Raw genomic sequence first — 14,347 nt, forward strand, 5'->3', positions numbered from 1 at the left:
TTATCAACGCTAGATTAGATTACTTCACAAAATCATCAAACGTCAGTTCGTAATTATCACCATCTCGGCTATAAGAAATATAGCGAGGGAATTTCTCCCCTTCGAATTTTTTCACTGTAATATATTTGTTATCGGTTTTAAAACGATAAGTAATTTCTTCATAGCTTTGACCTTTTACTTTTACCGTTTTAGTTGATTGATTTAGCACGACATTCTCTGTTGGATATAACTTCTTACCATTGGTAGTTTGAAAACTATTGGGTAGTTTGCCGTAATAACTTAACTGAAACGCCACAGAAAAGAGATCAAAAGTAGGCATAGTCATAGGTTCTTTTTTCAAAGGATCTTTTACTCGACCGTACTGAATCGTTTTTGAATCAATTTCCGCCATCGCATAGGTTTTACCGTTACGGGTATCTCGATAGCTCAACATATTAAATTGATTATTACGCTCTTGCCCTTTTGCAGTAAAAACAATGTTATATAAAGGCACATTGATTTTAGAGACAATCGAATAACTTTGCCCATTATTTTTAAAATGAACATAAGCAGGCATTAAATAATTTGAGCTATATTTGATGTTAAACTCTTCCGCCATGGCATTTGTAAAAAGACCGACAGAAGTGACCGCTAGTAATAACGCTTTTTTAAATAATTTCATTATTTTTCCTCTAATTTTGTTGTTTCAAACAGACGCAATATGGCATTGTTATCCCGTAATTGCTCCGCTGTTTCCACCTGCATTTTAGTTAAATGTGGTGAAAAATATTGAATAAAATCATACATATAATTACGTAAGAACATGCCACGCTTAAAGGCAATCTGTGTCATGCTCGATTGGAATAAATGGCTTGCATCAATCGCCACTAAATCCGAATCCTCTTTGGTATGTGCCATCGTTGCCATAATGCCTACGCCAAGTCCTAAACGTACATAGGTTTTAATCACATCAGCATCTGTGGCAGTAAACACAATATTTGGCAAAATACCCACTTTATTGAACGCATGGTCTAAATCAGAACGCCCTGTAAAACCAAAGGTGTACGTAATTAAATCGTATTTTCCAAGCTCTTCGACAGTTAATTTACGATTTTGTTTCGCAAATTCAACCAAAGGATGATCAGATTTAACAATCACTGAGCGATTCCACATATAACAAGGCAATAAAATCGCATTTTCAAATAGATATTGTGCTTCTGTCGTAATTGCTAAATCCACATCCCCTGCCATTAGTGCATCATAAATTTGGTTCGGAGAACCTTGATGAAGATGTAAACTGACTTCAGGATAGCGTTCTTTAAATTTTTCAATCACCGATGGCAACATATATCTCGCTTGAGTATTTGTCGTAGCAATACGCAATACCCCTTTATTCGGACGGGTTTGCTCTTCTGCAACAGACTTAATACTCTGTGCTTTCACTAACAATTCACGAGCGATGGCGACAATTTTTTCACCAGCAGGCGTTAAACCTCGAATATGTTTACCATTACGCTCAAAAATATTAATTCCCAACTCACTTTCTAATAAACGCACTTGTTTACTGATACCTGGCTGAGAGGTATAAAGCACCTCCGCAGCTTCTGTAATGTTCATATTTTGATTAACGATTTCAACAATATAACGAAGTTGTTGTAATTTCATGATGCTCTTCCTGTTTGCAAAATTTTGATTAAATCTGACCGCTTGCAATCGCAATTAATTGTTTGATATCCGTAATTTCATAGGTCGGTTTGATCTCTGTTGTATTATTTTCTCCAGTATGATTAAACCAGCAAGAATCAATACCTACACCATTTGCCCCTAGAATATCTGAAGAAAGCGTGTCACCCACCATTAAAATTTGGGATTTATCTATATCTCCAATCTGTTCAAAAGCATATTCAAAGATTTTAGCGTTCGGTTTAGCCACGCCAACCACTTCAGATACGACAACCATTTCAAAAAACTTCGTGGTTCCTGTATTTTCCAAACGCTTTTGTTGAAGAGCCTCTAAGCCATTGGTGATAATGCCCATTTTGACTTTACCATATAACGCATTCAGCATTTCCACCACATTGGGAAGCGGTTTACTGACAATCGCCATTTCTGCCATTAACTCTTTGTTTAAAGCTAACGGATCTTTACCTGTTTGTTCTGCCAATTTTGCGAAACGTGTTGTTTGTAACTCCTGAATCGTGATCTCTTTATTTTGATAAGCTACCCATAATGGCTTGTTTATCGCTTGAAAGGCATCATAATCTGCTTCACTAAATTCAATACCATAACGAGCCAACATCGCTTTAAGCCCTAAATATGAATTAAATGAAAATAATGTTTCATCGGCATCAAATAAAATCCATTGATACTTCATTGCTTCCTCATTGTATATATAACTTTTTTTCGAAATTCTACTCTATGTTCTAATTTTTGGATATAAAAAAGCGAGGGCAATATGTCACTGCCCTCGCTTATTTTGGATTAATTAAGATTCTGAACGAATTTCAGCGGTAATCCATTCGACAAAATGTTGTACTTTTTCAACCTCAGCCATTTGTGGTGGATAGACAACATAAAAGGATTTTTCATCATTTAGTCCCGTTGAAAATGGCTCAACTAAGTTACCTTGATCTAATTCATGTTGAGCGATAGTTTTATTGGCAATCGCAACACCTTGTTGATGCATCGCCGCTTGTAACGCCATAAAGGTGTGGCTAAACATAGAGCCAGTTTCTTCTACATCGATTTTATCCGTTAAGCCGAAATGCTCAATTGTTCGTTTCCACTTATTACGGCTGAATACGTGTAATAAGGTTTTGCCGACTAAATCTTCCGGTTTCTTCAATGGATTCTCTTCTAAAAATTTTGGAGAAGCGAGTAGCACTAATGGCGCTTCCGTTAAACGAATAAACTCCACATTTTCCCATTTGCCCGAACCATAATAGATCGCTACATCAATCTCTTTACCAAGCTGGCCTTCATCTTGATCTACGCCTTTAATTCGCACTTCAACATCAGGGAACTTCTCATGGAAATCATTTAAACGCGGAACAAGCCAATGCATACCAAAGGTTTGCGGTACGCTAATCGTCAGAATTTGACGCTTATTTTTAGAGCGGATTTTATCTGTCGCCTTTGCAATTTGCTCTAAAAGCGGTCGGATTTCATCAAAATATTGCAAACCCAACTCTGTCAGCTCTAACAATCGGTTACGGCGATGGAATAACTGAATGTCGAGAAAATCTTCCAAGAGTTTTATTTGATGACTCACCGCCGCTTGTGTGACAAACAGCTCCTCCGCAGCCTTTGTAAAATTCAAATGACGAGCTGCTGATTCAAATGCTTTGAGTGCATTAAGTGGGGGTAATTTTTTGTTATTCATAATATGTTTATTACGTTAATTGGCTTTCGCTATCCATTATTTTTTTTGATAAATAAAATTAAAAAATCTCGTTTGTTTAACTGGTCGAACATCTTTAGAATTCATTCCGTACTTAGATGGATAGTGATAGCTGTCTTTAGCTATTTTTGAATTTTAAGTATGATGTTGTGTTTGCATATTGGTCTAGGTAACTAGACTAGAGTAACAAAAGTTACTCATTTCACTTCCTGTATATTTTGAACCCTTTTTGGTTTAGCTACCGCCCACTTTGGGCGGTTTTTTTATGTCTAAAACCTTCCATATTCTAACAGAATCTACAAATATCGCTACAAAAAGCGAATTTTTATTCAGATTTTCTTATTTTTTTGATTCTAACTTGTTCATTTTGTTCTAGAATAGTGTAAATTTATTTTTCTAAACTTATGAAAAAAGGACACAACAGCATGACAACAAAAAATATTGATTGGCAAAATCTTGGTTTCTCTTATATCAAAACTGATTTCCGCTTTATTGCCCGTTGGAAAGACGGTCAATGGAATGAAGGTGAATTGACGACTGACAACACACTTCATATTCATGAAGGTTCAACAGCCTTACATTACGGTCAACAATGCTTTGAAGGTTTAAAAGCATACCGTTGCAAAGACGGTTCAATTAACTTATTCCGCCCAGATCAAAATGCAAAACGCATGCAAGTAACGTGTAATCGCTTACTCATGCCACAAGTGCCTGTTGATATGTTTATTCGTGCTTGTAAAGAAGTGGTTAAAGCAAACCAAGAATGGCTTGCACCTTATGGTACAGGTGCAACACTTTATTTGCGTCCATTTGTGATTGGTGTCGGTGAAAACATTGGCGTACGTGCCGCACCAGAATATATTTTCTCTGTATTCTGCGTGCCTGTTGGCGCTTATTTCAAAGGTGGCTTAGCCCCTGCAAACTTCCTTGTATCTGACTACGACCGTGCAGCACCTAATGGTACAGGTGGCGTAAAAGTGGGTGGCAACTATGCTGCAAGTTTATTACCCCATGAATTAGCCGTTGAGCGTAAATTTGCGGATGCAATCTACCTTGATCCAAAAACTCATACCAAAATTGAAGAAGTGGGTGCGGCGAACTTCTTTGGTATTACCAAAGACAATAAATTTATCACGCCTGCATCACCGTCTATTTTACCGAGTATCACCAAATATTCGTTACTACACTTAGCAAAAGCACGTTTAGGAATGGAAGCCATTGAAGGTGATGTTTATATTGATCAACTTGATCAATTCGCTGAAGCGGGTGCCTGTGGTACAGCAGCTGTGATTACCCCTATCGGTGGAATTCAAAATGGCGACAATTTCCATGTGTTCTATTCAGAAAAAGAAGTTGGCCCAGTAACCAAACGCTTATATGCTGAATTAACGGGGATTCAATTTGGTGATGTAGAAGCCCCTGAAGGCTGGATTGTTAAAGTCGAATAACCATCATCATACAAGCGGTGACTTTTCACATAAATTTTGCAAATGTTTATGGAAATCTGACCGCTTGTTCACACTAGGAGAAAAACTATGATTCAACGTTTTCAAGTTGGTAAACGCCTATCTGAAATGGCTGTTTATAATGGAGTGGCTTATCTTGCAGGACAAGTTGCTGAAGATGACGCGCTTGATATGTATGGGCAAGCCAAACAAGTTTTAGCAAGTATTGATAAATTACTTGCAGAAGCAGGTTCCGATAAAAGTCGCATTCTCATGGCACAAGTTTTTGTAGCCAATATGATTGAATTTGATGAATTTAATCGAGCTTGGGATGAATGGGTTTCTGAAGGTAATGCCCCACCAAGAGCCTCTATTGAAGCCAAATTAGCCAATCCAAATTGGAAAATTGAAATTGTGGTGAAAGCCGCGGTTTAATCCTTTAAAAGATAAACAGCTTGCTGAAAGCTAAAATTAGCTATATGACGCTCACTGATTTGGTGAGTGTCATAAAAGCCATTCTGCTCATAAAATCTTCTTGCTTGATGATTTTGACATACCACCTCAAGATAAACCGATTTTCCCTTAAGCTGCGCTAACGCAAATTGAATCAACGCTTTTCCAATGCCTTGACCTTGAAAACTCGGTAATACATTAATGACATAAATTTCAGCTTCTGCATATTCCTTACGCCCATGACCAAAAGTGAGCATCCCGACGATTTTTTCGTCTTGCTCTGCTAGCCAACACTCTGCCTGACTATTTAGCATAGATGCTAAGCCTGCCAACCACTTTTGATCTTCAAGGTTATCCAGAAATGTTTGAGGAAAAATCCCTTGGTAAGTCGATTTCCAAACTTGCGTTAATAATTGGCTAAGCTCCTCAAAATCCTCTTTTGTCACTCGTCTAATCTGCATTAGCTACTCCTTTAATCTAAATCTCCCACGACTATAACGTGTTTTCATCAAAGCAAGAATCTGCTCTTTTTCGCTAGACACTGCTTGGCTACTCTGTTTAGCCACCGTAAGCGAGTGTTGAATAGAATGGGCATGAGTAATAGCAATCGCCAATGCGTCTGCGGCATCCGCTTGGGGTTTAGCGGAAAGCTGCAAAATACGTGTCACCATATCTTGTACTTGTACTTTATCTGCCGAGCCGATCCCCACAACCGTTTGTTTTACTAAACGTGCAGCATATTCAAAAACAGGCAAATCGTGATTTACCGCAGCAACAATTGCCGTTCCCCTTGCTTGCCCTAATTTCAACGCAGAATCCGCATTTTTAGCCATAAATACTTGCTCAATCGCAAACATATCGGGTTGAAATTGGGTGATAATTTCCGTGACTCCAGCGTAAATACGTTTTAGTCGGGTTGGAAGGTCATCCACAGAAGTACGGATTGCCCCACTACCTAGATATTCTAAATGCCTCCCTGTTTGACGAATAACGCCATATCCCGTCACACGAGAGCCAGGGTCGATGCCTAAAATAATTGCCATTTCTTCTCCATAAAACAAGCGGGCAGATTTGTAAAAAAATTGGGGCTGTCCTAGATAACTAACTTAGACTGCCCTTAACTAATTGTTTTAGAATGGAAATTTGAGATTTTAAGTTACTGTGATTAAAACGCCATTCGCATTCCTTCAAATACAACTCAAAATGTGCTTTGGGAATACCGTTAAACTTGCGTAAATGACGTTTAGCTTGGTTCCAAAAATTCTCAATTCCGTTTATATGATTTTGTTTTTCTGCGAAATGAGTACTGTGATTGATACGAAAATGATTAAACTCACTCACATCAAGAACATCATAGCTTCGATAAAAATCGGTGTAAACAATGCTGTCAGGCTTCACCTTTTCTCGAATAATCGGTAAAAGTGTCGCAGATTGAGTATTCGGTACAACGACGGTATACACCTTACCATCACGCTTTAAAAGCCCGAATACAGCGGTTTTACCCACAGCTCCACGACCTCGTTTACCTTTGCGAGTGCCGCCAAAATAGCTTTCATCGGCTTCAATTTCACCTTCAAACATCTCCATATGTGGGCTGTTTTGATAGATAAGCAATCGCAGACGATAGAAGTAATAGGCTGCTGTCGTTTTATTTACATTTACCAACTCAGCCGCTGTTCGAGCAGTGACACCTGCCACAAACAGCTCAATGAGTTTATTTTGTTTATGCTGACTTAGACGACTTTTTCTCATTTGGTTATTTTAACCTAAAATAGAGCTTTTAGTCGTTATCTAGGACAGCCCCAAAAAATTTGCAAATCTGCCTGCTAGTATAATGTGATTACTTGTTAAGTCTAGCTGTTGCTGATTTATTAATATCACATAATTTAGCTAAAATCACATCTACTTCACTGCCTTTTTCCGTCAGTATTCCACCGACTTTCGTCGTGGCATTATCAAACGTGAAACCATTTTCTACACTCCAAACATGTTTATCTGAAGAGAAAGAGATGAAATCTCGGTTTGCACTATCACGCATCAAGGTTGGTAACGTAGTTGCCTTTTTACCACTACCTAATACCAAATTTACTGCTCTAACATCATCACCACTAAAAGCATAACTCGCTGTTACTTGTTGGTTATTTAGGCAACGATATGCTACAGATTTTGTACGATCTGTCACTTTCTCAACAGAGACCGCACTTTTTCCGCCACCAACTTCTGCTACTCGATTTGCTTGCTGCGTTGCAGTTTGTTGAGCTTGTTCGACTACAGATTGCTCTTGAACCATAGAGGTATTTGAAGAACACGCTGCTAACACAGTAACTGCCGCAAGAGAAGGTAAGAACTTCATTAAATTTAATTTCATTATTAGCTCCTTAGTTTGTTGTAGTAAAAGTGTGACCAGACATACTACCTACTGGTGCTATAATTTAGGAGTAACATTTTTTATAAAAGTTCAATTAAAATTAATGAGATACTATAACTGATAGAAATTTTCATAAAAAAAGTGGATTTGCTCTTCACAAATCCACTTTATTCAATCTCTATCGACTAATCATATTATTTTGCTACTGCACAGTTTTTCGCAAGAATTTGATTGTTCGCTGTAAACATTACAGGCACTGTTGTTTCTGCTGTTTTCGCATTAAAGCCTGTATCTAAGCTCCATACATTTGTGCCTGAAACAAATTTCACACCGTCTTTATAGGTCGCATCTACTTTCAGATTTTTACCGACCACTTTTTTGTTAATAGTTACAGTTGCAGTTGATGGCTCACCATTATTGAAAGTATAAACTGCTGAAACAGGTTGGTTTGTTTTTCCATTTACGCTACAAGTATAAGCAATCGTTTTTGAGCCTGTTACCATATCTTTTGCTGCTGTTGCACCATCAGACACAGCAGTTCCTACTGCTGATGCACCGTTAGCTACTGCTCCGCCAGCCGCTTTTGCACCGTCAACAACCGCTCCGCCAGCAGCTTTAGCACCATCTACAACAGCGCTACCCGCATTACCCACAGCATCTACAGTTGAAGATGCAACATCTGATACCGTTGAACAAGCTGCAAGTACCGCAGCTGCTGCAAATGTTGGAAGTAATTTAACTAATTTCATTGTTTTTCCTTTTGTGTTGATTAAAAAAATCACTCCTTTAGAAAAGGAAAAAACAGAAAAGTTCAAAAAAATAATCTCAAGTAAAATACTTGAGATTATTTTTTATTCATTTAACTAAAGTAATGCAGCCACTTCGTCGCTGATTTCGCCATTGTGATAAACGTTTTGTACATCATCACAATCTTCAAGGCGGTTAATTAAATCCAATAATTTTGGTGCAGTTTCTGCATCAAGTTGAACAGTAGTTGATGGGATCATCGTCACTTCTGCATTTTCAACTTTGAAACCTGCCGCTTCAATACCATCACGTACAGAACCTAAGTCTTCCCAAGCGGTATAGATCTCAAATGAACCATCTTCTTGTGGCTGAATATCATCGGCACCTGCTTCAATCGCCGCTTCAGTTAATGCGTCTTCGTCTGCACTTGCGATTAAAATTAATCCTTTTTTGCTAAACAAGTAGCCAACCGAACCTTCAGTCCCTAAGTTACCACCGCATTTAGTAAAGCTCGGGCGAACTTGTGAGATTGTGCGGTTAGCGTTGTCACTTAAACACTCAACCATTACCGCTGTACCACCCGGACCGTAACCTTCATACACTTTGGTTTCCATATTGGTATCATCGCCACCGCCAACACCACGGTCGATAGCACGATTAATGGTATCACGCGTCATATTATTTGATAACGCTTTATCTACCGCCGCACGCAAACGCGGGTTTGAACTCACATCACCGCCGCCTAGTTTTGCTGCTGTCACTAATTCACGAATTAATTTAGTAAAAATTTTACCACGTTGAGCATCTTGTGCTGCTTTGCGGTGTTTAATGTTAGCCCACTTACTATGACCTGCCATTCTCTTGTTTCCTTCTTTTTAATTTATGTTTCAATATAAAAAGGTAGGGACACACTGCGTGTATCCACGGGCTGTCCCCACCATCATTTTTTAATACAAGCGGTCGGTTCCGCCAAATATTTTGCAATCGCTTCGGCATTATTGGGTGACTTGGTTAAAACCACCGCATCATCTATCGAAAGCCATTGATACGCTAAATGTTCCGTCAATATCGGTTCGATTTCATCGGGTAATGCCAATAAAAACCAATGCTCCGTATTATGCGTAACGTCAGGGGCGTATTTATAGCGGAATTGCGGAAAAATCTCAAATTTCACGCTATATCGGCAGTCATAAAGGGATAAATTTTGAGCAAAAATATCAATTCCGACTTCTTCTCTCACTTCACGCAATGCCGTTTGATAAGGTGTTTCCCCTGTTTCAATCGTCCCTGTCACCGATTGCCAAAAGGTTAGATCGTCTTGGCGTTGGAGCATTAGTACTCGCCGAGTTTTTTCAGCATAAATGACAATTAAAACCGAATTAGGATTTTTATAATTTGTTATATTGTTCATTTTATCATGTAATTAAATATTATTCTGACCAAATATATTCAGGTTTTAAAATCTCATGAATATCTTCTTCATCAATCGTAATTTCAACCGTTCCTGTAACAAAAGAGCTTAATTGTGGAGCAGGATATCCTAGCTTAATACCTTTTTTCACCAAAACAAAATTGTCTGTTTCTGCATTAGCTGAATAAGTTTGTTTATGATGCTCTAAAATATCCTTAGGTTCTGTAATATTGGTATAACGATCAGAATGTGAATAATATTCTTTGAACTTTTTTATCGTATATTCATCATAAGCTTCATTAACTAATTGATATAATTTTTGTTTACCAGTTGGTAATAAAACATCATCTAATTTAATTTCTTGTTGTTTTTCTAAATCAAACACAAAATAACGACTAAAGCCGCCTATTGAACCAATTTCGATTTCGCTCTCATATTCAAACATAACTAGTTGCTTAAATTGCCCTAGATAACGAATATCTAATCGATAAGCTGACTCCATAATCCCCATATCATTTTTAATACGGTGTAATTTATCTTGGTATTCTTCATCAAAAAAACGCTGAATCAGCTCTGTTAATTGTGCGAGATTTTCTAACTTTTTATAAATTCTATTATGTTCCGCATTATGTTCTTGAATACTAAATGGTTGATCTTCACTCTCATTTATATACTTCATCCTTTCTTCCATAGATAGTTCATCTAATGGATCAAAAAAATGGAGATAAATAAGATTAAATGCCTGTTGATATAAGCGTTGATCAATCCACTTTTGATTGGTTTGTACAATATTTGCATCAACGGTTACACAATATTGGGTATCCCATCTTTTCTCCCGATTAGCAATTAACTCATCAGGCAAACACTTTTGTTGATAAATTAATTTTTTAGTTTCACTTGAAAAAGGAATGTTTTCTTTAGCAAGAATTGGAGTAGAAAATAGTAGATAAGAGAGTAATAGAAATAATCGTGTTTTTAGCATAATGCTTTAAAGTAAAAATAAACAACATTTAATTCAATATCATAATACAACAAAGGGGCAGATATTATCTGCCCCTACAAAAATATTGCTACTATTTATCCATATTAATAGTCTGAATCGCCAACTCCGCCAAGGCTTTCGGATTACCGAAACTTGGTGCGTCGGTCATCAAACAAGCTGCCGCCGTTGTTTTCGGGAAGGCAATCACATCACGGATATTTTCTGTGCCAGTAATTAACATCGTTAAACGGTCTAAACCGAACGCCAAACCTGCGTGTGGTGGCGTACCAAATTTTAATGCGTCTAACAAGAAGCCGAATTTTTCTTTTTGTTCTTCTTCGTTAATGCCTAAAATACCAAACACCGTTTGTTGCATTTTCGGGTCGAAAATACGCACAGAGCCACCGCCCACTTCATAGCCGTTAATCACCATATCGTAAGCATTCGCCACAGCACCTTTTGGATTTTGAACTAGCTCTTCAGGGCTTAAATCTTTTGGTGCGGTGAATGGGTGGTGCATTGCTGACCAGTTACCTTCGTCATCTTTTTCAAACATTGGGAAATCGACAACCCAAAGTGGTTTCCAAGCGGTGAGATCCGTTAAACCTAAATCACGTCCCACTTTCAAACGTAACGCCCCCATCGCATCAGTAACCACTTTTTCACTGTCCGCACCAAAGAAGATAATATCGCCATTTTGTGCATTGACACGAGCTAATAATGCTTTAACCACATCATCAGTTAAGAACTTAGCAATCGGGCTTTGTAAACCTTCTAAACCGGCGTTTACGTCATTCACTTTTGCCCACGCTAAGCCTTTTGCACCATAAATGCCGACAAATTGGGTATATTCATCAATCTGTTTACGAGTAATTTCCGCCCCATTTGGCACACGGATTACCGCAACACGCCCTTCAGGATCATTTGCAGGACCGCTGAATACTTTAAATTCAACATCTTTTAGAATATCCGCCACATCAACCAACTCTAACGGGTTACGCAGATCGGGCTTGTCCGAACCATAACGACGCATTGCTTCTGCAAAGGTCATTTGTGGGAACTCACCTAAATCAACATTTAAGCGATCTAACCACAACCCACGGATCATTTTTTCCATCATCGCACGCACTTCAGGGGCGGTCATAAAGGTGGTTTCCACATCGATTTGGGTAAATTCAGGCTGACGATCCGCACGTAAATCTTCATCACGGAAACATTTGACGATTTGGTAGTAACGGTCAAAACCTGACATCATCAGCAACTGTTTAAATAATTGCGGTGATTGCGGTAACGCATAGAATTTGCCCTTATGCACACGGCTTGGCACTAAATAGTCACGCGCACCTTCAGGGGTTGCTTTGGTAAGCATTGGGGTTTCAATGTCCAGAAAACCGTTGTCGTCCATATAACGACGCACAAAGCTGGTAATTTTTGCACGGGTTTTCAAACGCTCAGCCATTTCAGGACGGCGTAAGTCTAAGTAACGGTATTTTAAACGCTGTTCTTCAGTGTTGTTTTGATTGAAATCGAGCGGTAATACTTCTGAGTTGTTATACACTACAAGCTCTTTTACCAACACTTCAATTTCACCCGTTGCCATCTCTTTATTGATTTGCGACGCATCACGCGCAATCACTTCACCTTTAATTTGCACACAGGCTTCCGCACGCAACGCAGAAGCTTGTTTGAATAAGGCTTCATCTTTCTCATCAAAGAAAACCTGCACGATCCCTTCACGGTCACGAATTTGCATAAAAATAAAACGACCAAGGTTACGCACACGGTGTACCCAACCGCTTAATGTTACTTGCTCACCAACGTGAGTACGGTTTAATACACCGCAATAATGAGAACGCATCATATCTAGTTATCCTTCTTATAAAATTTGGAAAAAATTGCGGAGATTATAACGAAAACCGACTAAAGAAAACAGATTACCGTGGAAAATAATCATTTAAGCCTTGAAATCCCTTAATTTGTCGCTATATTAGCGGTCGTTTTAGTGCAAAAATTTGCGAAGTCAAAATTTGAGGATACACAATGACAAACCAAACTGAAAAAGAACAAGTAGAACAAGACGTTAGCCAAGCAACTGAATTAGCACAAGAGGCTCAGGAAGCTCAAACACAAGATGTTGAACCTGAGTTGCAACAAAATAATGAAATCGATCCGCTTGAAGAAGCTATTGCTCGTGTACAAGAGCTAGAAGCCTATATTGCTGAAGCGGATAAACGTGAACAAGATATTCAACTGCGAGCAAGAGCGGAAGTCGAAAATATCCGTCGTCGAGCAGAGCAAGATGTAGAAAAAGCCCATAAATTTGCCTTAGAAAAATTCTCTAAAGAGATGTTAAATGTTGTCGATAACCTAGAGCGTGGATTACAGGCACTTGAAGGCGCTGATGAAAGCGTGAAATCAGGCGTAGAATTAACCCATAAAGGCTTAGTTTCAACCTTAAATAATTTTGGTATTGAAGCAGTCGGTGTGGTGGGTGAAGCATTTAACCCAGAGCTACACCAAGCAATTTCAATGCAACCAGCTGAGGGCATTGAAGCTAACCATATTAGTGTAGTCTTACAAAAAGGTTACACCCTACACGGACGTGTTATCCGTCCTGCAATGGTAATGGTCGCTAGTTAATTTTCTGTTTTTCGACAGCGATCACAAAATTAGCCCCAAATACCTACGTGATTTATGTTATTTTTTGATAACACTAATCACAAAGGGAATAAAAAATGGACGCAACTATGAGTATTCGATTTGATAAACTTCGCTTTGTAAAAAAGCTACAAGAAGCCAATCAACCACCTGAGGTTGCTGAGGCGTTTGCAACAGCGTTAGATGAAGCACTTGAGCAAAGTCAAAGTGGATTAGTCAATAAGTCAGATTTAAAAGAGAGTGTTAACGAACTAAAATCTGAATTAAAGCAAGAAATTGCTCAGCTTGAAGTACGTTTGACAACATCAATGTATAAAATGGCTGGATTTATGTTTGCTGGTCTTGGTGTATTAATGGGACTAATGCGATTTATCAACTAACTAAAGAAAAACACAATCCCTTATTTGTTTATCAAGTAAGGGATTTTCACCTTAAATAAACCTATGTCACTACAATTTAATTCTGTTGCCCTACTGCTTGTTGTACTTATCTTACTCGGTATTTTCAGTCAAAATAGTGCTGTAACCATTTCTGCTGCTGTCTTATTGATTATGCAACAAACGTTATTATCAAAATATGTGCCTTATTTAGATCAATATGGTATCAAAATCGGCATTATCATTCTGACTATCGGCGTACTTGCCCCTCTTGTATCAGGGCGAATTGCTTTCCCTGAAATCGCTCAGTTGCTTAACTGGAAGATGATTGTCGCAATCATAGCCGGCATTATTGTAGCGTGGCTTGGTGGACGTGGTGTAAATCTCATGGGCAACCAACCCGTGCTAGTCACAGGGTTATTAATCGGCACTATTATCGGTGTTGCTTTCTTAAAAGGCGTACCTGTTGGTCCGCTAATTGCAGCTGGGATTTTGTCGCTCATTATAGGAAAATCGTAATTTACCAT

Annotated in this window: 18 protein-coding genes; 5 read left to right on the top strand and 13 right to left on the bottom strand. The window is 38.5% G+C overall.

What is annotated here, in order from left to right:
- Positions 1 to 19: 19 nt before the first annotated feature.
- The 4 genes from EXH44_RS01845 to EXH44_RS01860 form a co-directional block, all read right to left on the bottom strand.
- The gene (locus tag EXH44_RS01845; protein WP_162856021.1) at positions 20 to 661 is read right to left on the bottom strand and encodes a hypothetical protein; all 642 of its coding nucleotides are present in this window, start codon (positions 659 to 661) and stop codon (positions 20 to 22) included.
- Complete coding sequence (cysB, locus tag EXH44_RS01850) at positions 661 to 1,644, bottom strand: HTH-type transcriptional regulator CysB (protein ID WP_162856022.1); 984 nt, start codon at positions 1,642 to 1,644, stop codon at positions 661 to 663. The genes EXH44_RS01845 and cysB overlap by 1 nt, the downstream gene beginning before the upstream one ends.
- Positions 1,645 to 1,672: 28 nt before the next feature.
- Positions 1,673 to 2,353: a pyrimidine 5'-nucleotidase gene (yjjG, locus tag EXH44_RS01855; RefSeq protein ID WP_162856023.1), complete on the bottom strand. Its 681-nt coding sequence runs from the start codon at positions 2,351 to 2,353 to the stop codon at positions 1,673 to 1,675.
- A gap of 111 nt (positions 2,354 to 2,464) precedes the next feature.
- Positions 2,465 to 3,361, bottom strand: a complete 897-nt coding sequence (locus EXH44_RS01860; protein ID WP_135674480.1) for a transcriptional regulator GcvA — start codon at positions 3,359 to 3,361, stop codon at positions 2,465 to 2,467.
- A gap of 443 nt (positions 3,362 to 3,804) precedes the next feature.
- Here EXH44_RS01860 and EXH44_RS01865 point away from each other — a divergent pair, with 443 nt between their 5' ends.
- Positions 3,805 to 4,827: a branched-chain amino acid aminotransferase gene (locus EXH44_RS01865; RefSeq protein WP_244238737.1), complete on the top strand. Its 1,023-nt coding sequence runs from the start codon at positions 3,805 to 3,807 to the stop codon at positions 4,825 to 4,827.
- A gap of 87 nt (positions 4,828 to 4,914) precedes the next feature.
- Entirely contained in the window at positions 4,915 to 5,259 is a 345-nt protein-coding gene (locus EXH44_RS01870) for a RidA family protein (RefSeq protein WP_162856025.1), read from the top strand.
- On the opposite strand, the gene EXH44_RS01875 is transcribed toward EXH44_RS01870, so the two are convergent.
- From EXH44_RS01875 to aspS, 9 genes are all read right to left on the bottom strand, one after another.
- Positions 5,256 to 5,738, bottom strand: coding sequence for a GNAT family N-acetyltransferase (locus EXH44_RS01875; protein WP_162856026.1), 483 nt, complete (start codon positions 5,736 to 5,738; stop codon positions 5,256 to 5,258). The genes EXH44_RS01870 and EXH44_RS01875 overlap by 4 nt on opposite strands.
- Positions 5,739 to 5,741: 3 nt before the next feature.
- Positions 5,742 to 6,320: a crossover junction endodeoxyribonuclease RuvC gene (ruvC, locus tag EXH44_RS01880; protein WP_162856027.1), complete on the bottom strand. Its 579-nt coding sequence runs from the start codon at positions 6,318 to 6,320 to the stop codon at positions 5,742 to 5,744.
- Between the two features lie 58 nt (positions 6,321 to 6,378).
- Positions 6,379 to 7,029, bottom strand: coding sequence for an IS1595-like element ISHps3 family transposase (locus EXH44_RS01885; protein WP_162855999.1), 651 nt, complete (start codon positions 7,027 to 7,029; stop codon positions 6,379 to 6,381).
- An 88-nt stretch (positions 7,030 to 7,117) separates the two neighbouring features.
- Positions 7,118 to 7,645, bottom strand: coding sequence for a hypothetical protein (locus tag EXH44_RS01890; RefSeq protein WP_162856028.1), 528 nt, complete (start codon positions 7,643 to 7,645; stop codon positions 7,118 to 7,120).
- Positions 7,646 to 7,839: 194 nt separating this feature from the next.
- Positions 7,840 to 8,394: a Holliday junction resolvase gene (locus EXH44_RS01895; RefSeq protein WP_162856029.1), complete on the bottom strand. Its 555-nt coding sequence runs from the start codon at positions 8,392 to 8,394 to the stop codon at positions 7,840 to 7,842.
- A 114-nt stretch (positions 8,395 to 8,508) separates the two neighbouring features.
- Positions 8,509 to 9,249, bottom strand: coding sequence for a YebC/PmpR family DNA-binding transcriptional regulator (locus tag EXH44_RS01900; RefSeq protein WP_162856030.1), 741 nt, complete (start codon positions 9,247 to 9,249; stop codon positions 8,509 to 8,511).
- 83 nt (positions 9,250 to 9,332) lie between these two features.
- Entirely contained in the window at positions 9,333 to 9,803 is a 471-nt protein-coding gene (nudB, locus tag EXH44_RS01905) for a dihydroneopterin triphosphate diphosphatase (protein ID WP_162856031.1), read from the bottom strand.
- 19 nt (positions 9,804 to 9,822) lie between these two features.
- Positions 9,823 to 10,785 carry a hypothetical protein gene (locus EXH44_RS01910; protein ID WP_162856032.1) on the bottom strand — a complete coding sequence of 321 codons (963 nt, stop codon included), beginning with the start codon at positions 10,783 to 10,785 and terminating at the stop codon, positions 9,823 to 9,825.
- 91 nt (positions 10,786 to 10,876) lie between these two features.
- Positions 10,877 to 12,646, bottom strand: coding sequence for an aspartate--tRNA ligase (gene aspS / locus EXH44_RS01915; RefSeq protein WP_162856033.1), 1,770 nt, complete (start codon positions 12,644 to 12,646; stop codon positions 10,877 to 10,879).
- 179 nt (positions 12,647 to 12,825) lie between these two features.
- Here aspS and grpE point away from each other — a divergent pair, with 179 nt between their 5' ends.
- The 3 genes from grpE to EXH44_RS01930 all read left to right on the top strand — a co-directional run bounded on the left by grpE (position 12,826) and on the right by EXH44_RS01930 (position 14,339).
- On the top strand, positions 12,826 to 13,425 hold the full coding sequence (gene grpE, locus EXH44_RS01920) for a nucleotide exchange factor GrpE (protein WP_162856034.1): 600 nt from the start codon (positions 12,826 to 12,828) through the stop codon (positions 13,423 to 13,425).
- Positions 13,426 to 13,520: 95 nt separating this feature from the next.
- Positions 13,521 to 13,823 carry a CCDC90 family protein gene (locus tag EXH44_RS01925; RefSeq protein WP_010786493.1) on the top strand — a complete coding sequence of 101 codons (303 nt, stop codon included), beginning with the start codon at positions 13,521 to 13,523 and terminating at the stop codon, positions 13,821 to 13,823.
- Positions 13,824 to 13,886: 63 nt separating this feature from the next.
- Positions 13,887 to 14,339 carry a DUF441 domain-containing protein gene (locus EXH44_RS01930; protein ID WP_162856035.1) on the top strand — a complete coding sequence of 151 codons (453 nt, stop codon included), beginning with the start codon at positions 13,887 to 13,889 and terminating at the stop codon, positions 14,337 to 14,339.
- Positions 14,340 to 14,347 lie beyond the last annotated feature (8 nt).

The organism is Actinobacillus indolicus (assembly GCF_004519515.1).
In the GTDB taxonomy this organism is placed as follows: domain Bacteria; phylum Pseudomonadota; class Gammaproteobacteria; order Enterobacterales; family Pasteurellaceae; genus Glaesserella; species Glaesserella indolica_A.

Bases quoted from the DNA above. Each gene is read 5' to 3' on its own strand.
- EXH44_RS01925 (WP_010786493.1), top strand. From the start codon at position 13,521: ATGGACGCAACTATGAGTATTCGATTTGATAAACTTCGCTTTGTAAAA.
- ruvC (WP_162856027.1), bottom strand. From the start codon at position 6,320: ATGGCAATTATTTTAGGCATCGACCCTGGCTCTCGTGTGACGGGATAT.
- EXH44_RS01910 (WP_162856032.1), bottom strand. From the start codon at position 10,785: ATGCTAAAAACACGATTATTTCTATTACTCTCTTATCTACTATTTTCT.
- EXH44_RS01900 (WP_162856030.1), bottom strand. From the start codon at position 9,249: ATGGCAGGTCATAGTAAGTGGGCTAACATTAAACACCGCAAAGCAGCA.
- grpE (WP_162856034.1), top strand. From the start codon at position 12,826: ATGACAAACCAAACTGAAAAAGAACAAGTAGAACAAGACGTTAGCCAA.
- EXH44_RS01930 (WP_162856035.1), top strand. From the start codon at position 13,887: ATGTCACTACAATTTAATTCTGTTGCCCTACTGCTTGTTGTACTTATC.
- EXH44_RS01890 (WP_162856028.1), bottom strand. From the start codon at position 7,645: ATGAAATTAAATTTAATGAAGTTCTTACCTTCTCTTGCGGCAGTTACT.
- EXH44_RS01870 (WP_162856025.1), top strand. From the start codon at position 4,915: ATGATTCAACGTTTTCAAGTTGGTAAACGCCTATCTGAAATGGCTGTT.
- nudB (WP_162856031.1), bottom strand. From the start codon at position 9,803: ATGAACAATATAACAAATTATAAAAATCCTAATTCGGTTTTAATTGTC.
- EXH44_RS01885 (WP_162855999.1), bottom strand. From the start codon at position 7,029: ATGAGAAAAAGTCGTCTAAGTCAGCATAAACAAAATAAACTCATTGAG.
- EXH44_RS01895 (WP_162856029.1), bottom strand. From the start codon at position 8,394: ATGAAATTAGTTAAATTACTTCCAACATTTGCAGCAGCTGCGGTACTT.
- cysB (WP_162856022.1), bottom strand. From the start codon at position 1,644: ATGAAATTACAACAACTTCGTTATATTGTTGAAATCGTTAATCAAAAT.
- aspS (WP_162856033.1), bottom strand. From the start codon at position 12,646: ATGATGCGTTCTCATTATTGCGGTGTATTAAACCGTACTCACGTTGGT.
- EXH44_RS01875 (WP_162856026.1), bottom strand. From the start codon at position 5,738: ATGCAGATTAGACGAGTGACAAAAGAGGATTTTGAGGAGCTTAGCCAA.
- EXH44_RS01860 (WP_135674480.1), bottom strand. From the start codon at position 3,361: ATGAATAACAAAAAATTACCCCCACTTAATGCACTCAAAGCATTTGAA.
- yjjG (WP_162856023.1), bottom strand. From the start codon at position 2,353: ATGAAGTATCAATGGATTTTATTTGATGCCGATGAAACATTATTTTCA.
- EXH44_RS01845 (WP_162856021.1), bottom strand. From the start codon at position 661: ATGAAATTATTTAAAAAAGCGTTATTACTAGCGGTCACTTCTGTCGGT.
- EXH44_RS01865 (WP_244238737.1), top strand. From the start codon at position 3,805: ATGACAACAAAAAATATTGATTGGCAAAATCTTGGTTTCTCTTATATC.